Source organism: Weizmannia sp. FSL W8-0676, from assembly GCF_038593015.1.
Lineage (GTDB): Bacteria > Bacillota > Bacilli > Bacillales > Bacillaceae_C > Weizmannia > Weizmannia coagulans.
Genome location: NZ_CP151954.1, coordinates 2,002,675 through 2,024,206 on the forward strand (window position 1 = coordinate 2,002,675; position 21,532 = coordinate 2,024,206).

Genomic DNA, 21,532 nt, shown 5'->3' on the forward strand with positions numbered 1-21,532 from the left:
CGGGCTTTTATTCACTTGATTCTTTCCATCAGGGAAGCCCACACTTTGTCCTTCCCCTCTCCTGTTTCAGATGAAAATAAAATGATTTCGTCTTCTTTTTCCAGATTCAGCGTTTCTTTTGCCGTTTTCAAATGGGATGCCCATTTGCCTTTCGGGATTTTATCGGCTTTTGTGGCCACGACGATACACGGGATTTTGTAGTACTTTAAAAAATTGTACATCAGGCAGTCGTCGTTTGTCGGCGGATGCCGGACATCCACAATGAGCACGACCGTCTTCAGCTGTTTTCTTGATGTCATGTACGCCTCAATCATCTGGCCCCATTTTTCCCGTTCTTTTTTCGACACCTTCGCAAACCCGTAGCCGGGAACGTCGACAAAGTACAATTTGTTTTCGATTTTGTAAAAGTTCAGCGTCTGGGTTTTCCCCGGCTTGGAAGAGGTCCGGGCAAGGGCTTTGCGGTTGATCATTTTATTAATAAAGGAAGACTTTCCCACATTTGACCGGCCGGCAAGCGCAATTTCCGGCAAATGCCCTTCTGGATATTGCTCCTGCCGCACCGCGCTGATGACCAGTTCTGCCTCCGTTACTTTCATTTCTCCTCACCTGCAATGGCAATTTCAATGACTTCATCCATATGCGTGACCGGGTAAAAATGGAGATCCCCGCGCACGCTTTCCGGAATGTCATCCAAATCTCTCTCATTTTCTTTCGGAATAATAATTTTTTTCAGCCCCGCTCTATGTGCGCCGAGCGATTTTTCCTTCAATCCGCCGATCGGGAGTACTCTGCCGCGCAGGGTGATTTCGCCTGTCATCCCGACTTCCTTATGCACGGCATGCTTCGTCAGTGCGGAAATCAGGGCGGTTGCAATCGTGATCCCGGCAGAAGGGCCGTCCTTCGGCACAGCGCCTTCCGGAACGTGGATATGAATATCATACTTTTCATGGAAATCCGGCGCAAGCCCGAGTGTTTCCGCTTTGGAGCGGACAAAACTGAAGGCGGTCTGGGCGGACTCTTTCATCACATCCCCAAGTTTTCCGGTCAGGACCAGCTTTCCTTTCCCCGGTGAAAGCGACACTTCGATCTGAAGTGTATCGCCGCCGACGGTCGTGTAGGCAAGCCCGGTCGCCACGCCAACCTGGTCTTCCATTTCGGCCTGCCCGTAATGGAAAAGCGGCTTTCCCAGAAAGTCAACGATATTTTTTGCTGAGACCGTGACCCGTTTTCTTTTCCCGGATACAATGACTTTCGCCGTTTTCCTGCAAACTTCGGCCAATCTCCGTTCCAGTCCGCGCACGCCTGCTTCGCGCGTATAGCGGCGCACGATCAGGCGGAGAGCCTCCGCATCCACCCTCAGCTGATTGCGGGCAAGCCCGTTTTCTTTTATTTGCTTAGGGAGCAGATGGGACTTGGCAATTTCAATTTTTTCCAATTCCGTATAGCCGGAGATCGAAATGATTTCCATCCGGTCGCGCAAAGGGCCGGGAACTGCAGACAGATCGTTGGCCGTTGCAATGAACATCACTTTCGACAAATCATACGGCTCTTCAATAAAATGGTCGCTGAACGCATGGTTCTGTTCCGGATCAAGCACCTCAAGCATCGCTGCTGAGGGGTCGCCGCGAAAGTCGCTGGCCATTTTATCGATTTCATCGAGCAAAAAAACCGGATTTATCGTGCCGGCTTTTTTCATGCCCTGGATGATCCGCCCCGGCATTGCGCCGACATATGTTCTGCGGTGGCCGCGGATTTCCGATTCGTCCCTCACGCCGCCGAGCGAAACGCGGACAAATTTTCTGCCCAAAGATTTTGCAATTGACCGTGCCAGGCTCGTTTTCCCGACACCCGGAGGCCCGGCAAGGCAAAGGATCGGCCCCTTGATCGACCGGGTCAGCTGCTGCACCGCCAGGTATTCAAGGACGCGCTCCTTCACTTTTTCAAGGCCGTAGTGGTCTTCGTTCAAAATCTTTTCCGCTTTTGCGACGTTGAGGTCATCTTCTGTAGCGTTCGACCACGGGAGCGTGATCAGCCAGTCCAAATAATTGCGGATCACCGCGCTTTCAGACGAAGCGGCCGGAATTTTTTCATACCGGTCCAATTCTTTGAACGCGGTATTGGCCACATGCTCGGGCATGCCGGCATTCAGAATTTTTTCGCGCAGCTCATGCACTTCCGCCGTTTTGCCTTCTTTATCCCCGAGTTCTTTCTGGATGGCTTTCATTTGTTCCCGCAAATAATATTCTTTTTGCGTCCGCTCCATCGACTTTTTCACTTGCTGGCTGATTTCTTTTTCAAGCTGCAAAATTTCCTGTTCATTTTTGATCAGCCCGATCAGCTTTCGAATTCTTTCTTTTATGTCAATCGTTTCGAGAATGTCCTGCTTTTGCGGAAGGCGGAGCGGCAAATGGGATGCGATAATATCGGCCGCCTTGCCCCCGTCTTCCATATCGGAGACCGCTTGGAAGGTTTCACCCGAAATTTTTTTCGACTGGCTGATGTACTGATTGAAAAATTCGAGCATCGTGCGCATCAACGCTTCCGTTTCTGCATCCGGCAGAAACCGCTCATCAAATGTTTCGACTTCGACGGAATAGAAGGTGCCTTCATCTTCAAAAGATACAATTTTTGCGCGCCGCACGCCTTCCACGAGCACGCGGATGGTCCCGTTCTGCAGTTTCATCATCTGGTTCACTTTTGTGAGCGTTCCGGTTTGGTATAAATCTTCCTGTTTTGGTTCTTCGATGGAAACGTCTTTTTGTGTCGTCATGAAAACTTCGCTGCCATGCATCATGGCGTTTTCAAGGGCCTGTACAGAGTAGTCCCGGCCGACGTCCAAGTGCAAAACCATCGATGGATACACAAGAATCCCCCGTAAAGGAAGCAAAGGAACTGTGTATGCGGATTGTGTTGTCATCTCAGCACCCCTATCTCGATACGTCTTTAGGGCTATCCATTAACCCCCTATGAGCGCATTGTCATTAAAATGTTTCTTTAATGCGATATCCAGGACTTCTTCAAGCTGCCGGACCGGAACGATCGCAATGCCGGTGATTTCCTTGAATGAGGCCTGCATGTTTTCGGCAGGAATGATCACCGTTTTGGCGCCTGCCTGTTTTGCTGCTTTTATTTTGGCATACACGCCGCCGACCGGTTTGACCTTGCCGTGCAGGCTGATTTCCCCTGTCATGGCTGCTGTCTGGTCAACAGGAATTTTATAAATGGCGGAATAAATGCCGCATGCCATCGCAATCCCGGCGGAAGGGCCGTCAACCGGAATCCCGCCCGGAAAATTGACATGGAGGTCATACTGGTCAGCGGGCACACCCATCGTCCGTAAAACGGTAATGACGTTTTCGGCGGAACCTCTCGCCATGCTTTTTCTGCGGACCGATTTCCCTTCGCCGCCGATGCTCTCTTCGTCCACAATCCCGGTAATGTTGACGCTGCCCTTTTCTTTTGCCGGAATGGCCGCCACTTCAATTTCAAGAAGTATCCCTGTGTTCGGCCCGGTTACGGCAAGCCCGTTGACAAGGCCGGCCGCCGGCTGTTCAGGGGCCCTTTTCTCATAGCGCGGCGACAACTGGCTGGCTGTTGCCACCCATTCCAGGTCCTGCTCCCGGATAAAATCCTGTCCTTCCTGGATCGCAAGTCCTGCAGCAATTTGCACCATATTGACCGCTTCCCTGCCGTTTTGGGTATATTGCGCCAAAATGTCCAGGCCGTTTTCGCTGATTGCCATATGGATTTTATCAGCTGCCTTTTTTGCAACCTGTTTAATTTCGCTGCGGTCAAGTTCGCGAAAAAACACTTCCATGCAGCGCGAACGGATGGCCGGCGGAATTTCGTTCGGCGTTCTGGTCGTTGCGCCGATCAGCCGGAAATCCGCAGGCAGCCCGTTTTGGAAAATATCATGGATATGATGCGGAATTTCCCGGTTTTCAGGATTGTAATACGCACTTTCCAAAAAAACTTTCCTGTCTTCCAGTACTTTCAATAATTTATTCATTTGAACCGGGTGCAATTCCCCGATTTCATCAATAAACAGGACGCCGCCGTGGGCAGAGGTGACCGCACCCTGCTTCGGCTGCGGGATGCCGGCCTGACCCATGGCGCCCGCCCCCTGGTAGATCGGGTCGTGAACGGAACCGATTAAAGGATCGGCAATGCCCCTCTCATCAAAGCGGGCTGTTGTGGCATCCAGTTCAACAAAAACAGCGTCGTGTTGAAAAGGGGATTTCGGATTTTTTTTGGCTTCCTCAAGCACAAGCCGGGCCGCTGCCGTTTTGCCGACACCGGGCGGCCCGTAAATGATACAGTGTTGCGGGTTCGGGCCGCAAAGCGCCGCCCGCAGCGCTTTAATGCCGTCTTCCTGGCCCACAATATCCGCGAACGCTACCGGGCGGACGCGTTCCGAAAGCGGCACAGATAAAGAAATTTCCCGCAGTTTCCGCAACTGTTCCATTTCTTTTTTCGATTCCCTGTCTATCGTCATTTTTTGTGTTTTTTGGCTTTTTAACAAGTTCCAAAAGTAAAGCCCGATTATGACCCCGAAAAATAACTGGATCAATAAGGCAATCCCCGTCCAATTCATCCTATTCCCTCCAAGCATTTCAGTTGCAGCCTGATCATGCCGCTTCCTTATTTACCTAGTATCTCCGGCTGCCGGAGGGAATAAACGGGGATTTCTGAAAACCGGGAACGGGTAAGTGGAAGAAAAAAGGGCAAGCGCACCGCTCGCCCTTTGCTTCTTTATTCTGCTTCGCTTTTCATTTTGCCGGCGCTGTGCCAATACCGAGAATTTAACCCTGCTGCCGGAGGCCGGTTCCTGCTCAAAAAGAATGTTCACGCCGGATTGCCGGCGGGCAGCCCGGCTCCGTTTTATTTATGCCGATTTTGTCTGGTCGCTGCCTTCAATGACTGTGCCGTCTTTCAGCACAAGCCGCGGGAATTCTTTGTCCAGGACGGATTCTTTTGTGACAATACATTTTTTAATATCTTCCCGGGACGGCAAGTCGAACATCACATCGAGCATAATGCCTTCAATAATGGAACGCAGGCCGCGTGCACCCGTTTTTCTTTCGATCGCTTTTTTCGCGATTTCCTTCAGTGCATCCTGTTCGAATTCCAATTCTACATGGTCGAGTTCCAACATTTTTTTATACTGCTTGACCAGCGCATTTTTCGGTTCGGTCAAAATTTTAATCAATGCCTCTTCGTCCAATTGTTCCAAAGTGGCAATGACCGGAAGGCGGCCGATGAATTCCGGAATCAGCCCGAAAGAAAGCAAATCTTCCGGCAGTACCTGCTTCAGGAGCGATTTTTCATCGAGTTCGTCATTTTTTAAATCGGTGCCGAAACCGATCACTTTTTTGCCGAGGCGGCGTTTAATGATCTGGTCGATGCCGTCAAACGCACCGCCGCAAATAAACAGAATATTGGTTGTGTCAATCTGGATAAATTCCTGGTGCGGATGTTTGCGCCCTCCTTGAGGGGGAACGCTCGCAACCGTGCCTTCCAAAATTTTCAGGAGCGCCTGCTGCACGCCTTCTCCGGAAACATCACGCGTAATCGAAGGGTTTTCCGATTTACGGGCAATTTTATCAATCTCATCAATATAGATGATGCCTTTTTCCGCTTTTTCCACATCATAATCAGCCGCCTGGATCAGCTTTAACAAAATATTTTCGACGTCTTCTCCAACATAGCCGGCTTCCGTCAGCGATGTGGCATCGGCAATCGCAAACGGCACATTCAAAATGCGTGCCAGCGTTTGCGCAAGCAACGTTTTCCCGCTCCCCGTCGGCCCGATTAAGCAAATATTGCTTTTTGCCAGCTCTACTTCATCAATTTTGCTGTTGGAATTAATCCGTTTATAATGGTTATATACGGCAACCGCAAGCGATTTTTTCGCCTGTTCCTGGCCGATTACATATTCCGAAAGAATTTCACGGATTTCATGCGGTTTCGGAATATCTTTGAATTCCACTTCTTCTTCCGTGCCAAATTCCTCTTCAACAATTTCCGTGCACAATTCAATGCATTCATCACATATATACACACCCGGACCAGCGACCAATTTTCGCACCTGGTCCTGCGATTTTCCGCAGAAAGAACATTTTAACTGCTGTTTTTCATCGCTGAATTTGAACATTCCATTCACCCCTTATATTGTACTTCTTCCACTCCATTGGCAGTTCCTGAAATAACAGGGACCCTTCATGACTCCCGCTTACCATTATACAAACCCCTTTTGCTGTGATTTGTATATGGATTGTATCACAAAACTATGGTGGCAGGAAATAAACTGCTTATATCATTCTCCATGCATATGTAAAATTCCTGTCTACTCCAGATTTTCCCAAAAACCAGACAAATATTCTTCTCCATCCTGAAAAATTGCACCGCTAAGTTTCTGGTGCGCTTCTCTTACAGTATAGGCTTTTATGTATTTTTTTTGGCACAGCCCGCAGGTTAGAAAACAAGACACGAGCCAGTGCCGTGCCTTGTATTTCTATTTATATTATGCAACAGTTTTGCTGTTTTGCACAAGAAAATCGATCGCTTTGCGCGCTTTCAGATCGGCTTTGATGCCATCCGTAGAACCGAGCACCCGCCTGATATCTTCAACGGGCATGCCGTACATTTCGGACATGCGTTTCAGTTCTTCATCCACTTCTTCATCGGATACTTCAAGCTTTTCCGCATTGGCAATTGCTTCAAGCGTCAGATTAAAGCGGACGCGTTTTTCCGCATCTTCTTTCATCTGATTGCGGAGCGCTTCTTCATTCTGGCCGGAGAACTGATAGTAAAGTTCAAGGTTCAGCCCCTGGGCACTCAGGTTTTGTTCGAATTCTTGCAGCATGCGGTTCAATTCCGTATTGATCATCGCTTCCGGAATGTCCATTTCCGCATTTTCCGCTGCTTTTTCGACCACTGCATCTTCAACCGCGTGTTTTGCCGCATGTTCTTTCGATTCTTTTAAGTCTTTTTTGATTTTTTCTTTTAATGCATCCAGCGTTTCCACTTCGTCATCCGCATCCTGCGCGAATTCATCGTCCAGTTCAGGCAGGTGTTTCGCTTTGATTTCATGGACTTTTACCTTGAAAACAGCTTTTTTGCCTGCAAGTTCACTAGCATGGTATTCTTCCGGGAAAGTGACTTCGATTTCTTTTTCATCGCCGGTTTTTACGCCTACTAATTGTTCTTCAAAACCCGGGATGAAGTTGCCCGACCCAAGTTCAAGCGAATAGTTTTCCGCAGATCCGCCTTCGAACGCTTCGCCGTCAACGAATCCTTCGAAGTCGATGACAACCGTGTCGCCCATTTCCGCTTCGCCGTCTTCCTTGATCACGAGTTCGGCAAGGCGTTCCTGCAGTTTCTTCAATTCTTCTTCCACGTCTTCGTCCGTTACTTCTGTATCCGGTTTTTCGACTTCAAGGCCTTTGTATTCGCCAAGTTTTACTTCCGGTTTCACGGTAACAGTCGCTTTAAAGATTAACGGTTTGCCTTTTTCCATTTGTTCGACATCAATATTCGGCGTATCGACCGGTTCAATGCCGGTTTCTTCGATCGCTTTTTCGTATTCGCCAGGCACGATCATATCCAGTGCATCCTGGTAAAGAGATTCCACACCGAAACGTTTTTCAAATAAAGGACGCGGGATTTTCCCCTTCCGGAAACCCGGGACATTGATTTGTTTTACTACTTTTTTGAAGGCTTTATCCAGACTTTTATCAACCGTTTCAGCATCTACTTCAACTGTCAGGATCCCCTGGTTTCCTTCAGTTTTTTCCCATTTTGCTGACATACCTTTCCCTCCAACAATCTATAAATAATAATGTAATAATAGGAAATAGACCGGGTCTGTTTCCTGATTCCCTTGTCTATTGCTTTTTTCAAATACGGATTGAAAAAAGACAGTTTACAACCATTTAATTATAACACAGCTTTTTTGTCTTTCAATGATGAGCCTACAGATTCGGCAAAGAAATTTCCTCAAGGCTTTCGAGATAGCGGACGGCCTCAAGCAGCGCATCCAGCTCCACCGAATAGTACATCGCGATTTTATCCAAATACGCTTCCTGCCCGAAAAGCTTCAAGCCCATGCTGTAATAGGCAGCCGCCCACAGCGAGGGATCTTCCGGCTCCGGTTCAAACGGATACAGCAGGAAAAAGTGCCGGTCCAAAACCGTTTTAACCTGGGCAAAAAGTGTCGGATTTTTTTGTTCGAGATCCCTTGACAGCCGCGTAATCAAAAGATTGTACAGCTGCGTTTCAAAAATCGGCAAAAGATGCGCGGGATTTACGGCGCCAGCCTTGCCGAGTTTTTGCACTTCGAATTCATCCGTGATCCCCTGTTCTTTTAAAACATTCAGCAAAAGGGTCTGGATAAACGGATGTTCGTCCGGATCCCGGATATACGCCCGGATTTCATCGAGATACGGGCGTATATTTTCATGCACCAGATGCGAAACCCGCAAGATTTGTTCTTCCTGGTTCCCGGTTTCAAAAAGTTTGCGGCCTGTCTGCCCGGGCTCCTGTTCCGGTTTTGGCATCTGCATCCGCTTTTCACTGAAAGCGAGCAGTTTTTCATAATGGTCCAGCTTGTCCGGCGGGGCTTCTTTTTCTTCCAGCAGGGCATGCAGGGTGCTGATGATTTCTTCATGTTCACCGAGCTGCACAAGAATCATGAGAAACAGATCGAGAATTTCGAAGTAATCGCCGGTTCCTTCACGAAGCATTTGCCTGCCCTGTTCTTTCGCTCTTTCATAATCGCCGGCTTCATAGAGCGCAATCATGTAGGCGGTCCCGATCTCCCCATCGTCATGGTCAAGCCGGCGTGCCTGGCGAAGCAGCGCGGCAGCTTCTTTATATTCTTTTTGGCTGATGGATTCGAGTCCCCGCTCCAAGAGGCGTTCTTTCAGACGGGGGAACGGCACCACATTGCTTTTTCCGTTTTTCATTGTCCATTCCGCCTTTTTTTAGATCGTCACTAGTGTAGCATGAACCGGTTTTTTTGCAAAGGGATTATACTGCCGAGGGGCTTTCCATTATGAAAAAAGCCAAACACAGAAAGCCATAAAGCTTCCGTGTCCGGCTTGCTTATTTCTTATCCGGCCTGATATCGTGAATGTCCTCTTCCTCAGCCATTTCCGTGCCGTAAGCAAGGCGCTGGTTTTGCCTTTTTGCCGTTTTTTCGCCGCTTGGGGCATCATGTTGCAAAAACCTGTGCACGAATACTTCCGCAGCCGAAATCAGGCAGGCGGCAATGATGCTGCCCCATGCAATTTGCAAATAATTGTCAAGCACCACGTTCCCGAAAATCCAGACACTGGCATAAACAAGCAAAAAGTCGACAACTGTTGCTTTCCAGTTCCCGATGCGCGGCAAAAGCAGCACATCCCCGACAACATAAGACACAATTGTTACAAGCAGGCTGAACGATAAAATATCTGTGATCGTCGCATCGAAAAAGAGGTCAAGCGCAACCGCAAAAGCGACGATGCACGTGATAAATTTTGCCAGTAAAACCATTGCATTCCGCATTCCAATTCCTCCCTTAAACAGGCAGTTTTACTTATAGTTTGTCCAAATGAAAAAGGATTGAAACATATTGTGATGATTTAAAAGAAGAAAAAAGGGGTAAAGCTATAACAAGTCTACACATGAAGGAGGGATTCGATGAAAAGGTCAACGATGAATCTGATTTCAGGCACTTTGCTTTCCGCCGGGGGAGCCGTGCTGGCCATGGCCGCTTGCAATAAACGGCAAAAAGATTCGGCTGAAACTTGGGAAGACACGGATATGAGAAACAGCAAAAAAATCGACCGGATGGAAAGTGTGGATGCAGACAAAGTGCCGGAAGAAAAAGGACTTACACAGCTGGACTCCACATACCGTTCCGAATGGATCGCAAACGGATTTCCGCAAACCCATAAAGAAATGAAAGAACTGGAAAAAGAAGGGCAAAAATCATAACTGCTCTTTCCGCCATTTTACACAAAAGGCCGGGCAACAAGGGAAAATCCCTGCTGCCCGGCCTTTTTGCGGTTATACGCTACGTCCCAGGAGGGATTCGATCAAAGTAGGAAAATTGCAGGGATAAAAAAGGGATACTGCCACAGTGTTCTAATCTGCGTTAGCATCCCTTAGCTGTCCAAAACCCTTTCATATCAAGGGTTTATCTTCAAAATGCGCTACGTCCCAGGAGGGATTCGAACCCCCGACCTGCGGCTTAGAAGGCCGATGCTCTATCCTGCTGAGCTACTGGGACACTTTAAAATGGTTTTTTGTCAAATATTTTCCATTTCAATCAAAAATCACTTGAAAACAAACCTTATAAGGTTTGTTACGAACATATTTCATTTTAATCAGCAGGTGGGCAAATGTCAATCATGAATTTGAAAAAAACACGATTTTTTCCTGCAACGGGCGGGTGCAGCAGCAGGCAGCGGTTTCCGCAACCGGATTGGCCCGGCTTCGTACCCGCCTTGCTCTGCAGCCGGAGTTCCCGGCGTCATAACGAGAATTCCTGGCGTAAATCCTCAAGTTCGCGGTGCTTGTCCGTATAAAATGAAACACGGATCGTATTTCCGTTTTTCTCCACAATCGCATACGTCCGTTCCGTCCTGCCCCTTGGCATCAAAAGGCTGCCGGGATTCAGGAAAAGAGTATTTTCAATCAGCTCGGCACCGAGAATATGGGAGTGCCCGAAAAAAACAAAATCCGCCCCCACTTCTTTTGCTTTATAAGACAAATTCAACAGGGTCATTTTTACATTATAATGGTGGCCGTGGGTGACAAATATTTTGCTGTCCCCAATTTCTTTCGTGATATCAAGCGGAAATTTCCGCTCATAATCGCAATTGCCGCGCACGGTTAAAAAGTCCCGGATGGCCTCCTCATCCGCACGCAACTCTGAATCGCCGCAATGGATCATCGCGTCCATTTCCCCGCCGTACCGCCGTTTAAGCTCGATCAGCTCTTCCGTAAGTCCGTGGCTGTCACTTGCAATCAGCAGTTTCATTTTTTGCCTTCCTCCCCTAAAATCGAATACAGTGCATCCGAAAGTTTCGCCAGTGCATGGGCACGGTGGCTGATTTTATTTTTTTCTTCGGCAGAAAGCTGGGCAAGCGTTTTTCCGGACGAAAGCATAAAAATAGGATCGTACCCGAATCCGTTCTCTCCGATCCTTTCCCGCGTGATCCTTCCCTGAAGCGTTCCGGAAACCGTAAATGTTTCTTTTCCGGGGCGCGCAACCGCAAGTGCACAATAGAAAGAAGCTGTACGTTTTTCATTCGGTACCCCTTCAAGCTCGGAAAGCACCTTATCGATGTTTGCCTCATCATTTTTCTCTTTCCCTGCGTAGCGTGCAGAAAAAACCCCCGGCCTGCCGCCAAGCGCATCGATCATAAGCCCCGAATCATCGGCAATCGCCATCATGCCGTATGCATTGGCCGCCGCTTCCGCTTTTAAAATCGCATTTTCTTCAAACGTTTTCCCCGTTTCCTCTACGTCCGGTGCGCCTTCCATATCCAAAAGCGTTTTAACCTCGAGCCCGAACCGGGAAAATAAAGCTGCAAATTCTTTTGCTTTGCCTTTGTTTTTTGTTGCAATTAAAACAGCCGCCAATTTTCTCCCCCTTTACCGGAAATGTAGTATGTATGCACGATACAAATAAGAGGTAGTCTGGCTACCCCTTTTGTCTCATATTCTATAGTATAACAAAAAAACGATGCTAAAAACTACCCGTGTTGACTTTTTCCGGCCTTGTCACCGGTTCTGAAACCGATTTTCCGTCTTCCGTAACAACCTTTGTACTGCCGTCCACTTCGACTGCAACGCTTTTAATCCCTTTTTGCTCTGTCAGCGTCAGGACGAGCGGATCCAGCACTTCGTTTGAGATCATCTTTTTATCGAGGCTCCCTAAAATTTCTTTATTAAAATCAAGCGTCACTTTCCCGTTTGCAATTTCCGGCTGTTTCTTCAGTTTGACATCGTCCATGAATCCGGACACGAGATGGGAACCCGGGGAAGGACCTTTGACCAGTTCTTCAACCGCTGCTGCCACATCGTCCTTGCTGCTGTTCGCAACACGCTTTGTTACCGGCACATAATAGCTTTGTCCACCTGTTTCCGCCAAATAATAAACGGTGACCGGATGGGTATTTGTAATATCGGCAACATACTTTGTATCTGTATTGATGCCTGCTTCCCTTGTCAAACCGCCCGGGCTTACCGGTGTCCCTGCAACCGGCATCGCCTTCAGTTTTTTGCCGTTCATTTTAAGCGAGACTTTTTGAATGGAGTCGAACTGGGTCAGCGTCCATGTGACCGATTCCAATATTTTTTGTTCATCGTGCGCTTGATAGTCTTTAAAATCCCCCGAAAAATCGACCGTCGCCAAACCGTCTTTCACATCTACCGACAACTGCGTATTCGCAGGAAGCACCGCGCGGAAGCCGTTCGGCAGCAAATTGGAAACCGGGCCGTCCTGCACGAGGTATTCCAGTGCCTGTTTTGCAATGCTTTTGCTTTCAGGCAAGGCGATCGTTTGCGGAACGACATAACCATTTTTGTCAATCAAATACAGTTCTGTCAGCACCTGCCCTTTCTTTGCTGTTGCGGTTTGTTTGGTCCCATCTTTTACAGAAACACTTTGATGCGGATCGATTTTTTCCGGCTGCTTCTCAGGCAGCAGGCTGCAACCCGAGATCCAGATGCCGCATGCCGCAAGCGCCAGGGCAAACTTGCCGACTGCCTTTATCTTTTTTGCCATCCCTTTCCCCTCCCGAAGACTGTTTGTACTACTATGTATACTGGCTTTCCGCAAATTTAGACCGGACATGCAAAAATTTCCGGGGCAGAATAAAAACGGCACGCTTTTCCATAATAAAAATACAGCTGAACAGGAGAGATTGATTTGGACCAGACACTGGGCGTCCATGAAACGCTTGATATGCACGAAATATTAATGTTTAAAAACATCTGTTTAACAAAATCCGCAACCATGTCGGCCATTGCACAAGACCCGGCTTTAAAAGAACTGCTCGGGCAGGATGCCAAGCATGCAAAGCAGGATATCGAACAACTTATGTCGCTTTTGGGGAGGGAAGAAAAATGAACGGCTTTCTCCAAAACATCGTCGGGATGGGGGACATGTCGGACAGCGTTATCGCATCTGACTTGCTCATTTCCACAAAGTCCGGTGTGAAGATGCTCGCGTTTGCGGTAACTGAGGCAGCAACAGCGAAAGCCAGAGCCGCTCTTTCGGCACAGCTTCTGTCGGCCATTGACATGCATGACAAGATCATGGACTTTATGGTTGAAAAGGATTACTACTACCCTTATCATATGCAGGACCAGTTGCATGCCGACATGCAGGCGGCCCGGACCGCCTTAAAAATCCCCCTTCCCGATTAAACGGCGCACCCATTGCTTTACAGGCTATTTAAAGCGCCAGCCGAACCCTTCTCCCGCTTTACACATTTGAAGAGGACAGGCACAAAAAACCCGGCCTGCTTTTAAAAAAAGCGGCGCCGGGTCTTTTTTACGGCTTAAGGACCACTTTTATGCAATTGTCCGTTCTTGTATCAAACACTTCGTATCCTTTTTCCGCCTGGTCAAGCGGCAATACATGCGTCACGATGTCGCTGATCGTGACTTTTTCCTGTGCCACAAGGTCATACAGAAACGGCATATAATGAATGACCGGCGCCTGCCCCGTGCGAAGGCTGATATTGCGCTGGAAAATATCGCCGAGCGGAAATGCGTTATAACGGCCACCGTACACGCCTGTCACCTGGATGGTACCGCCTTTTCTCACCGCCTGTGACGCGATGACAAGTGCACTCATCGCCCCGCCCTGGAGTTTCAGCCCGGATGCCAAATATTCCATCGGCGTCATTTTCCCGTCCATGCCAACCGCATCAATGACAACATCCGCGCCACCTTTTGTGAGTTCTTTCAAATATTCGCCGGTATTGTCGTGCTGTTCAAAATTGACGGTTTCCACTTTGTTATACGTCTTGGCGTGCTGCAGCCGGTAATCCAGATAATCAACGGCAATGACACGTTTCGCCCCTTTCAGCCACGCGAATTTTTGCGCAAGCAGGCCGACCGGTCCGCAGCCGAGCACGACAACCGTGTCGCCGTCTTTCACACCCGCATTGTCCACCGACCAGAACGCAGTGGAAGCGGCATCTGAAAGCAACACGAGTTCTTCATCTTTGACTTCGCTGTTTTCCGGAATTTTAAATGGTGTAAAGTTCGCATATGGGACGCGCAAATATTCCGCCTGCCCCCCCCCGGATAGCCGCCTGTCAGATGGGAGTATCCAAAATAGCCGCCCATTTCCCCGTTGGCATTCGCATTGTCACACTGGCTTTCCAGATCGTGTGTGCAATACCAGCATTCCCCGCAGGCGGCAGTGAACGGGATAATCACCCTGTCCCCTTTTTTTACCTTTGTGACATCGGGGCCGGTTTCTTCGACAATCCCGAGCGGCTCATGCCCGATCATATAGTCTTCCGGAAAATTTGGAATCATGCCATGGATGAGATGCAAATCGGAGCCGCAAATGGCCGATGACGTAATTTTTACAATGATATCGTCTTTTTTCTCAATTTTGGGATCCGGCACGTCTTTTACTCTGACATCTTTGATCCCCTGGAAAGTGACTGCTTTCATGTTTGCCTCCTATTCGTCCGCATCAATCTGAGCCATCATGCCCATGCGCGACGTATTGCCGGGAAACAGGTTCAGTTTGCCGATCATCAGCGCCATATCAGCGGATTTCATATCCAGTCTGTATTGGTCATCTACGTTGTACGGGTGGAGCCAGCCTTTTTGCATCATGAAATTTGAAACTTCTTCATGAAGGGAAAGCCCCTCGGCAAGCTGTTTCCGGAAGGCGGCCCTCACCGCAGGCGTTCTCGATTCCGTAATGGCTGCCGCTGCATTCCGGATCCCGGTTTTAATGCTCATCAAAAATTCAAGCGCAACTGTTGAATCCGCCATTTCCACATGCCTTCCGCGTTTTCGATTTCCAAGTAATCATGGATCATTGCAGCATCCCTCCCGGATTCAGCTGGTATAAAGCTTTCATTTCTTGAACGGCTGCTTCTGCCTGCTGCACGTCTTTTTCCATCAATGCCTTTAAATCCTGGTCGAATACCAGGCCGGACATCATTTTCGATTTTAATAAACAAATGGTTTTGAAATTGAGCATTTCATGGAGCTCCCTTGTTTCGTGGTAAGCCAAACCATTGTTTTCCATATATCCACCTCCGTTTTTCAAAAGCTATTGTGCCTATTCGCGGCCGTTTCTATGCGGACTTGGGCTAAGGCAAAACAAAAAACCATCCAATCAGGAGAGCGTCTCCCCCAATTGAATGGTTTCCACACAAGTAATATCCTGTTCAAGCCAGTCTGATGCAAGCGCGGCAAATATTTTGCTCGAGCCGGTGGTGTAAAAGCGGTGCTTCTGCCGCGTGTCTTCCATATTAAAAAGGTCGTGGAAGTAAAGAAGCGTGCTTACTTCGCGCGCGGTTTCCTCCCCGGAACTGATGACCGAAACGCCCGCGCCCATCACGTTTTTGATAATCGGCCCGAGGAGCGGATAATGGGTACACCCGAGAATGACTGTGTCAATGCCGCAATTTTGGATCGGATACAAGGTTTCGGCGACAATTTTTTTGGCAATCGGGCTGTTGTACTGGCCGCTTTCCACAAGCGGGACAAATTTCGGGCAGGCAAGCGCTGTAATCCTGACTTTTTTATTGATGCTTTTTAACGCCCGTTCATACGCCTGGCTTTTAATCGTGCCGACCGTGCCGAGCACGCCGATCCGGAAATTTTTTGTATGTTTTAAAGCGGCCCGCGCGCCGGGATAAATGACGCCGAGAACCGGAATCTTCAGCTCTTCCCTGACTTCGTCCAAAATCACTGCCGTAGCCGTATTGCAGGCGATGACCAGCATTTTAATTTGTTTGTCCATCAGAAAACGGATCATCTGCCAGGTGAATTTTTTGACTTCTTCCACCGGCCGCGGTCCGTACGGGCATCGTGCTGTGTCGCCCACATAATAAATGGTCTCATTCGGAAGCTGGCGCATCATTTCCTTTGCCACGGTCAGGCCGCCAACCCCCGAATCAATCACGCCTATTGGTGCATTCAAACTTCTCGCCTCATTCTGTCTTCATTTCCTGATGCAACTGCAGCAAGTTGCTTTTTAATTTGACCAGCTCATCCGGTGAAAAATGGCTCAGCACACCCTGCAGGTAAGCTTGCCGTTTCCGGATCACTTCGCCGATTAATACCCGCCCTTTTTCCAGTAAATGAATGCGGACAACCCGCCGGTCATGCGGATCTTTTACGCGCCTGACGAGTTCATTTTTTTCCATCCGGTCAATCAGGTCCGTCGTTGTGCTGAAAGCCAGATACATCCGGTTCGACAGTTCCCCGATCGTCATGTCGCCTTCTTCAAAAAGCCATTGAAGCGCCAGAAACTGCGGCGGCGTGATTTTATAATCGCTTAATAATTCACGGCCCTTTTGCTTGACAATGCCGGATATGTAACGCAAATCTTTTTCAATCTGTGCCACAACTTCCGGATCATGTATGTATGGTTGCTGTTCCATGTCCAAAGCGGCCCCTCTCTCAAAAATACGGTGATGACTGTTTTACTATAAGCTATTTTGACCCTTTTCACCCGAAATTTCAAGAAAGAGTTTCACATAGGCTTTCGTTCCATTGCTTTCCAAGTAAAGCTGCGGAAGGAAAAGCGGCCCGGTGCACGGTTGTGAAAACACTGTCCGGGCAAAATTTGCATATTGAATAAGCTTCCGGCCTTCCATTTTTTGTAAAAGAAAACGGCACGCTGCGGTTCCAAGCCAATGGCGCTTGATGGAACGTGCACCGGGTGCGGATACAGGGGAATTTTTCACCCGGCATTTCCTTTATGGGCGAAAAAACATGCGGCAGGCATTCGGCCGGGTAGCCGTCACTCGGTTACGAGATTCGTGATAACGGCACGGCCGCGGTAAATTTTCACCACTGCTGCAGCGCGCCCTTTTGTTGCCGCCTGCTCGATTTCTTTTCCGGCATGCTGGGGCACAAAAAATTTGTCAAGATGATAATCAATATACACTTTTTGATCGCCGTCTTCCCAAGCTTTCCCTTTTAAATATATTCCGCCCCGCGGCTTTTCGGCGGATACGGTTTTCACATGGCAGATGCCTGCCTCATCTTTTTTAAGCAGGGCATACACGGTCAGCTCCCCGCCTTTATGGCGCGCAAAATACTCGATGGCACTGCGGTCCAGGCGGCTTTCCGGCACCGTTTCCGCTTCAAGATTCACCTGTATATAATCGCCCCTGAAGGCATCCGTCGGGTCCACCGGCTCCATTCGCAATTTGACCGGTTCCCCGACAGCAACCGTATATAACGGCGGAACAATCATCCCGAGTAAAATGGCAATCGGAACAAATGCAGCAAGCCCTCTTTTCACCAGATCATGCATGGCCGTTTCCCCCTTCTTTCCGCTGCTTTTCAAAATAAAAGCCAAAACCGATAAAAATCAGGCCGCCAATGATGAAAACAATGGATTTTGGCAAAAAGCCGTAGGAAAAGTCAAGGTAAAAACGCAGCACAAAAATGCAGAGAATGAAGATATTGGTAAGGCTGCCGGTTTTGATAAAATACAGGACAAGCAAAAAGTACACAACGGAAAATGCTAAATTGAAATGGCTGCCAAAAACCGTGCCTTCCCAAACAGACGAAAAAGTAAGCAGGATGCCCGTCAAGCCGTGAAGCAAATGGCCTTCCAGCCGCATCACTTCTTTGTACGCTTCCTGAACCGGCAATCGCAGCATAACGAAGCCGGCAACAAAGAGAAGCAGGAGGGCAGCCAAATGTCCGTATGCGGGGAAAAACGCATTGAGTTTAAACAGAAATACGGACAGCACAGCAATCGAAAGCGCGTTTACGAAAAACAGCAGCAGCCGGGAAGCAACCATTTTTTCATTTATCCAGTAAAGGAATGCTGCCAAAAGTGCGGTGATGAGAACAGCGAAGTACCCGATGCCGGTATTTTCAGCATCCAAATACAAAAGGAAAAGCACTGTGGCAAAAATGAAGAGCCATTTGTCTTTCAGCACATAGGCCATCGGCAGCGACCCGATCCCCCACCATAAAAATGCCTGGCCGAATGGGCCGCCAAGGTTAAAAATTTGCCCGGTGAGAAAAATGCCTGCCCCGAAAAACAGGACACCGAGAAAGTACAAGCCGCGCGCTGTTTTCGGATGGCTGTTCTCCAATTTAATAGCCGCTCCGTTCACGCCTGCAATCGCAGCAAGGATGATGAGAAATTTGACTGTTTTGCCGAGATAGATCCAATTGCTGGCAATAAAGCTAAAAATGCCGGCCCCGAGCAAAAGGGCCCCGACCGTGACAAGAATGCGGACAAGGCTCACCCCGCGGGAAACCTCATACTGTGCGAGCATCTCGTCCTTTTGCGTACGCGTAATGGTCCCCTTTTCTTCAAAAAAAGCAAGCTCGCTTTTCATCCATGTATAATTTTTCCTGCCAATCTTTCTTTTCATTTTGACTCCCCCTCATTTTGAAAAAAGCGCATACAGGACAAGCAAGACATGGATGATAAATAAAAATAGAATGCACAGTGACGCTTTGTATGACTTTCCTTTCCTTGAGGGCAGCCAGATAAGCAACATCACGGCAGGCAGAATGGAAAAACCAGCCCATTTATTTATAAATCCGTCCGGCCGTAAATGTCCGTTAAAATGGATCGGAATGATCGCTGGCGCAAATGCAAGCCCGGTCAGGGATACAAGAATGGCAACCAGTATCAAAATAAACAAAAATGCCGGATCCGTCACTTTGAGAAAAAGCCGCATCAACACACATCCTTTCATGCGATTGTACTGTATTTTGGCGGATGTTTTCATGTGGGAAAAGCCGGAAACAAAATGCCGGCAAAGCATCGTCCACCTGTATGTTAAATTGCGATGTTTGCGGATAAATCTATTAATCTCTCCTGAAAATATGCGCCGGCTGGCTTTCATCCTTCTGCTGGTGCCGCATTCATTCGGCATGGGCGTCTGTATGCAAATTTGGGTGCAGCAGCGTTTGATTTAAAGCCAAATCGTCCAACGTCTTTGGAGAAAACTTCACACTGCCTCATGAGGGCTTAGGAAAAAATTTTAATGCCGTCTTTTGAGATAACAACGCCGTTTGTTTTCGTAAGCCTCGTGATTTTTTATACGGTATCCGGCGTCTGGACGCCCCGCCTTTTACTAACATGATCGATTGTCGGCCGGAGTTTCATTTAAAGGCACCATTGAAAACGATTCCGCTTCGTGCGCTTGTGGCTATTTTACTAAAACCGCCGGCAAATTTCCAGCTTCATTTAAAAATATGAAAAAGCTGTAAAAATCGGAGTCAAAAAGAGTAAACGCTTTATCCGCAGATCCTTCCGTTTCTCTCCCCCTCTTTAAACCACAAAATCGACTGCAACATTGCAGCCGATTTTGTTTCAAAGCTTTAATTCCCCCATGCGGAGTAATTCAACAACAGCTTGCGAGCGCCCCTTGACTCCCAATTTCTGCATGGCGTTGGAAATATGATTTCGAACTGTTTTTTCGCTGATAAACAATTCGCTTGCGATTTCTTTTGTTGTCTTGTCTTGTACTAACAGCTCGAATACTTCTTTTTCTCTTTTTGTCAGCAGCGGTTTATGTGTGAAATCGTTGTCCTTCAACTATGATAACCCTCCTTGCCTTCGCCAGCTCTAAACCGCGGGGATGGGTATTTTGGTTGTCACAATATCTTATGTTTTAGCGCAGCCGGGAGTGACTTGGCGAGGCAAGGAACAGCACAAATCAGCAAAAAAGGGCGGATACCGGAAATCCTTTCTGTGCAAAAGAAGAATGAAGCATTATCCGGCATTGTAAACTGGCAGTTATGGATTCTGTTTATGGCCTGTACGAAGACGGCAAAGCAGGGAAGCAATTGTTGTAAAAAATACCACGTATTGCCGCTCTTTTCTCCGCTCGAATTAATCCCCAACGCACGCACTTAAGTTTATATTATACGGCGGGATGGACTCTTTCGTTCAGTTGCCGGATGAGACATAAGCTTGCGGGTCGGCGAATCTCGCTTTTTCTTCCGCCGTCCACGGTTTTCCTTTTCCGGTTGCGGCCGAAATTTGCACCATTGTCCCGCGCCCGGTAAAACAGATTTCATCCGCTTCATTTTTCGCCATGTAGTGCAAGTCAACGGACGAATTGCCGATTTTCGAGACTTTTACATAAATGCGGAGCTTGTCATTGAAAAAAACCTGCTGCAAAAAATCACACTGCAAATCCGCCACGACCGGGATGGATCCGGTGCCTCTTTTTGCCCAGTCGCCCATAAACCCGAGCTGCTGGAGAAATTCAATCCGCGCTTGTTCAAAATAAATAAACGGAACGGTATTGTTCATATGGCCGAACATATCGGTTTCGGAAAAACGGACCGTCACCGGGAGATAAAACGAAAATCCTTCTTCCCAGGCGTCCCAGTCATCAATATAAGAGATATGTTTTTTCAATGGAATGCCTCCTTTTAATGAGTGAACAGCCATTCATTTTTTGTTTGAAAAAGAGCGCCACATCGTACTGTTTCCGCTTTGATGTGGCACTTTCGGCATTAGTCAACCGTATGGTCACTGCCAAAGAATTTTTTAAACATATAAATGGTTGTTTCACGGTTTAACGCTGCGATGGATGTTGTCAGCGGGATACCTTTCGGGCAGGCTTGCACACAGTTTTGCGAGTTGCCACAATTGGCAAGGCCGCCGTCAACCATGATCGCTTCAAGCCGTTCATCACGGTTCATATGGCCGGTCGGGTGCGCATTAAATAACCGTACTTGCGAAAGCGGGGCCGGCCCGATAAAGTTTGAACGGCTGTTGACATTCGGGCAGGCTTCCAAACATACGCCGCACGTCATGCATTTTGCCAGTTCATAAGCCCACTGCCTTTTTTTCTCCGGCATGCGCGGCCCTTCCCCTAAGTCGTAAGTGCCGTCAATCGGAATCCAGGCTTTCACTTTTTTCAGCGAGTCGAACATGCGGCTGCGGTCAATTTGCAAATCTCTTACAACCGGGAAGGTCCGCATCGGGGCAAGGCGGATCGGCTGCTCCAGTTTGTCCACAAGCGCTGAACAAGCCTGGCGCGGTTTGCCGTTAATCACCATGGAACAGGCGCCGCAAACTTCTTCCAAACAGTTCATTTCCCAAACAACAGGTGTTGTTTTTTCCCCTTTGGCATTGACCGGATTCCGGCGGATTTCCATCAGGGCCGAAATGACATTCATATTCGGCCGGTACGGAACTTCAAACGTTTCGTCGTATGGTTCTGATTCCGGATTATCCTGGCGTTGTATGATAAATGTAACGGTTTTTTGTTCACCCATCCTTATTCTCCTCTTTCCTTATGAAATCACCCGGGCAAAAGCCGGAAAAAATCCG

General features: G+C 48.2%; 22 protein-coding genes, 1 tRNA gene and 2 pseudogenes. 3 read left to right on the top strand and 22 right to left on the bottom strand.

Features of this window, described 5'->3' with window-relative positions:
* Positions 1-11: 11 nt before the first annotated feature.
* The 7 genes from yihA to NST20_RS09920 form a co-directional block, all read right to left on the bottom strand.
* Entirely contained in the window at positions 12-596 is a 585-nt protein-coding gene (gene yihA / locus NST20_RS09890; protein ID WP_258921363.1) for a ribosome biogenesis GTP-binding protein YihA/YsxC, read from the bottom strand.
* Positions 593-2,917, bottom strand: a complete 2,325-nt coding sequence (gene lon / locus NST20_RS09895; protein ID WP_019720885.1) for an endopeptidase La — start codon at positions 2,915-2,917, stop codon at positions 593-595. The genes yihA and lon overlap by 4 nt, the downstream gene beginning before the upstream one ends.
* A gap of 39 nt (positions 2,918-2,956) precedes the next feature.
* Positions 2,957-4,594: an ATP-dependent protease LonB gene (gene lonB / locus NST20_RS09900; protein WP_029142255.1), complete on the bottom strand. Its 1,638-nt coding sequence runs from the start codon at positions 4,592-4,594 to the stop codon at positions 2,957-2,959.
* 291 nt (positions 4,595-4,885) lie between these two features.
* Positions 4,886-6,154: an ATP-dependent protease ATP-binding subunit ClpX gene (gene clpX, locus NST20_RS09905; protein ID WP_017553803.1), complete on the bottom strand. Its 1,269-nt coding sequence runs from the start codon at positions 6,152-6,154 to the stop codon at positions 4,886-4,888.
* A 369-nt stretch (positions 6,155-6,523) separates the two neighbouring features.
* Positions 6,524-7,810: a trigger factor gene (tig, locus tag NST20_RS09910; protein ID WP_017553805.1), complete on the bottom strand. Its 1,287-nt coding sequence runs from the start codon at positions 7,808-7,810 to the stop codon at positions 6,524-6,526.
* Positions 7,811-7,973: 163 nt separating this feature from the next.
* A complete protein-coding gene (locus NST20_RS09915) occupies positions 7,974-8,966 on the bottom strand; it encodes a tetratricopeptide repeat protein (protein ID WP_342399377.1) in 993 nt (330 codons plus the stop codon).
* Positions 8,967-9,105: 139 nt separating this feature from the next.
* Positions 9,106-9,549 carry a YndM family protein gene (locus NST20_RS09920; RefSeq protein ID WP_013859846.1) on the bottom strand — a complete coding sequence of 148 codons (444 nt, stop codon included), beginning with the start codon at positions 9,547-9,549 and terminating at the stop codon, positions 9,106-9,108.
* A gap of 135 nt (positions 9,550-9,684) precedes the next feature.
* Here NST20_RS09920 and NST20_RS09925 point away from each other — a divergent pair, with 135 nt between their 5' ends.
* Entirely contained in the window at positions 9,685-9,981 is a 297-nt protein-coding gene (locus NST20_RS09925) for a hypothetical protein (RefSeq protein ID WP_035188302.1), read from the top strand.
* Between the two features lie 221 nt (positions 9,982-10,202).
* On the opposite strand, the gene NST20_RS09930 is transcribed toward NST20_RS09925, so the two are convergent.
* The 4 genes from NST20_RS09930 to NST20_RS09945 all read right to left on the bottom strand — a co-directional run bounded on the left by NST20_RS09930 (position 10,203) and on the right by NST20_RS09945 (position 12,781).
* A tRNA-Arg gene (locus tag NST20_RS09930) sits at positions 10,203-10,276 on the bottom strand.
* Between the two features lie 243 nt (positions 10,277-10,519).
* Positions 10,520-11,029, bottom strand: a complete 510-nt coding sequence (locus NST20_RS09935; protein ID WP_061567045.1) for a metallophosphoesterase — start codon at positions 11,027-11,029, stop codon at positions 10,520-10,522.
* On the bottom strand, positions 11,026-11,634 hold the full coding sequence (locus tag NST20_RS09940; RefSeq protein ID WP_019720891.1) for an XTP/dITP diphosphatase: 609 nt from the start codon (positions 11,632-11,634) through the stop codon (positions 11,026-11,028). Before NST20_RS09940 ends, NST20_RS09935 begins: the two co-directional genes overlap by 4 nt.
* A 106-nt stretch (positions 11,635-11,740) precedes the next feature.
* A complete protein-coding gene (locus NST20_RS09945; protein ID WP_342399378.1) occupies positions 11,741-12,781 on the bottom strand; it encodes a GerMN domain-containing protein in 1,041 nt (346 codons plus the stop codon).
* Between the two features lie 144 nt (positions 12,782-12,925).
* Between NST20_RS09945 and NST20_RS09950 the strand changes: the two genes are divergently transcribed.
* Both NST20_RS09950 and NST20_RS09955 read left to right on the top strand, forming a co-directional pair.
* Positions 12,926-13,126, top strand: coding sequence for a spore coat protein (locus NST20_RS09950; protein ID WP_013859851.1), 201 nt, complete (start codon positions 12,926-12,928; stop codon positions 13,124-13,126).
* A complete protein-coding gene (locus tag NST20_RS09955) occupies positions 13,123-13,425 on the top strand; it encodes a spore coat protein (protein ID WP_041819213.1) in 303 nt (100 codons plus the stop codon). Before NST20_RS09950 ends, NST20_RS09955 begins: the two co-directional genes overlap by 4 nt.
* 127 nt (positions 13,426-13,552) lie before the next feature.
* Here NST20_RS09955 and NST20_RS09960 read toward each other — a convergent pair.
* From NST20_RS09960 to sdhB, 11 genes and pseudogenes are all read right to left on the bottom strand, one after another.
* Positions 13,553-14,691, bottom strand: a pseudogene (locus NST20_RS09960) (zinc-dependent alcohol dehydrogenase).
* Positions 14,692-14,700: 9 nt separating this feature from the next.
* Positions 14,701-15,068, bottom strand: a pseudogene (locus NST20_RS09965) (spore coat protein).
* A complete protein-coding gene (locus NST20_RS09970; RefSeq protein WP_017553813.1) occupies positions 15,065-15,280 on the bottom strand; it encodes a hypothetical protein in 216 nt (71 codons plus the stop codon). The pseudogene NST20_RS09965 and the gene NST20_RS09970 overlap by 4 nt, the downstream one beginning before the upstream one ends.
* Positions 15,281-15,370: 90 nt before the next feature.
* A complete protein-coding gene (gene racE / locus NST20_RS09975; RefSeq protein ID WP_013859855.1) occupies positions 15,371-16,180 on the bottom strand; it encodes a glutamate racemase in 810 nt (269 codons plus the stop codon).
* A 10-nt stretch (positions 16,181-16,190) separates the two neighbouring features.
* The gene (locus NST20_RS09980; protein ID WP_029142252.1) at positions 16,191-16,649 is read right to left on the bottom strand and encodes a MarR family transcriptional regulator; all 459 of its coding nucleotides are present in this window, start codon (positions 16,647-16,649) and stop codon (positions 16,191-16,193) included.
* A 356-nt stretch (positions 16,650-17,005) separates the two neighbouring features.
* On the bottom strand, positions 17,006-17,524 hold the full coding sequence (locus tag NST20_RS09985) for a GDYXXLXY domain-containing protein (protein ID WP_118497797.1): 519 nt from the start codon (positions 17,522-17,524) through the stop codon (positions 17,006-17,008).
* Positions 17,517-18,605, bottom strand: coding sequence for a DUF2157 domain-containing protein (locus tag NST20_RS09990; RefSeq protein WP_133536949.1), 1,089 nt, complete (start codon positions 18,603-18,605; stop codon positions 17,517-17,519). Before NST20_RS09990 ends, NST20_RS09985 begins: the two co-directional genes overlap by 8 nt.
* A gap of 12 nt (positions 18,606-18,617) precedes the next feature.
* Entirely contained in the window at positions 18,618-18,917 is a 300-nt protein-coding gene (locus NST20_RS09995) for a DUF1648 domain-containing protein (protein WP_342399379.1), read from the bottom strand.
* A gap of 638 nt (positions 18,918-19,555) precedes the next feature.
* The gene (locus tag NST20_RS10000; protein WP_014097816.1) at positions 19,556-19,780 is read right to left on the bottom strand and encodes a response regulator transcription factor; all 225 of its coding nucleotides are present in this window, start codon (positions 19,778-19,780) and stop codon (positions 19,556-19,558) included.
* 354 nt (positions 19,781-20,134) lie between these two features.
* Positions 20,135-20,611: a thioesterase family protein gene (locus tag NST20_RS10005; RefSeq protein WP_013859860.1), complete on the bottom strand. Its 477-nt coding sequence runs from the start codon at positions 20,609-20,611 to the stop codon at positions 20,135-20,137.
* A gap of 98 nt (positions 20,612-20,709) precedes the next feature.
* On the bottom strand, positions 20,710-21,477 hold the full coding sequence (gene sdhB, locus NST20_RS10010) for a succinate dehydrogenase iron-sulfur subunit (RefSeq protein ID WP_013859861.1): 768 nt from the start codon (positions 21,475-21,477) through the stop codon (positions 20,710-20,712).
* Positions 21,478-21,532: the final 55 nt, after the last annotated feature.

Excerpts from the sequence above, each read along its gene's own strand:
- NST20_RS09985 (WP_118497797.1), bottom strand. The coding sequence starts at position 17,524 with ATGCATGATCTGGTGAAAAGAGGGCTTGCTGCATTTGTTCCGATTGCC.
- tig (WP_017553805.1), bottom strand. The coding sequence starts at position 7,810 with ATGTCAGCAAAATGGGAAAAAACTGAAGGAAACCAGGGGATCCTGACA.
- NST20_RS09925 (WP_035188302.1), top strand. The coding sequence starts at position 9,685 with ATGAAAAGGTCAACGATGAATCTGATTTCAGGCACTTTGCTTTCCGCC.
- NST20_RS09915 (WP_342399377.1), bottom strand. The coding sequence starts at position 8,966 with ATGAAAAACGGAAAAAGCAATGTGGTGCCGTTCCCCCGTCTGAAAGAA.
- NST20_RS09920 (WP_013859846.1), bottom strand. The coding sequence starts at position 9,549 with ATGCGGAATGCAATGGTTTTACTGGCAAAATTTATCACGTGCATCGTC.
- sdhB (WP_013859861.1), bottom strand. The coding sequence starts at position 21,477 with ATGGGTGAACAAAAAACCGTTACATTTATCATACAACGCCAGGATAAT.
- NST20_RS09990 (WP_133536949.1), bottom strand. The coding sequence starts at position 18,605 with ATGAAAAGAAAGATTGGCAGGAAAAATTATACATGGATGAAAAGCGAG.
- lonB (WP_029142255.1), bottom strand. The coding sequence starts at position 4,594 with ATGAATTGGACGGGGATTGCCTTATTGATCCAGTTATTTTTCGGGGTC.
- NST20_RS09970 (WP_017553813.1), bottom strand. The coding sequence starts at position 15,280 with ATGGAAAACAATGGTTTGGCTTACCACGAAACAAGGGAGCTCCATGAA.
- NST20_RS09945 (WP_342399378.1), bottom strand. The coding sequence starts at position 12,781 with ATGGCAAAAAAGATAAAGGCAGTCGGCAAGTTTGCCCTGGCGCTTGCG.
- NST20_RS09935 (WP_061567045.1), bottom strand. The coding sequence starts at position 11,029 with ATGAAACTGCTGATTGCAAGTGACAGCCACGGACTTACGGAAGAGCTG.
- NST20_RS09995 (WP_342399379.1), bottom strand. The coding sequence starts at position 18,917 with ATGCGGCTTTTTCTCAAAGTGACGGATCCGGCATTTTTGTTTATTTTG.
- lon (WP_019720885.1), bottom strand. The coding sequence starts at position 2,917 with ATGACAACACAATCCGCATACACAGTTCCTTTGCTTCCTTTACGGGGG.
- yihA (WP_258921363.1), bottom strand. The coding sequence starts at position 596 with ATGAAAGTAACGGAGGCAGAACTGGTCATCAGCGCGGTGCGGCAGGAG.
- NST20_RS09955 (WP_041819213.1), top strand. The coding sequence starts at position 13,123 with ATGAACGGCTTTCTCCAAAACATCGTCGGGATGGGGGACATGTCGGAC.
- clpX (WP_017553803.1), bottom strand. The coding sequence starts at position 6,154 with ATGTTCAAATTCAGCGATGAAAAACAGCAGTTAAAATGTTCTTTCTGC.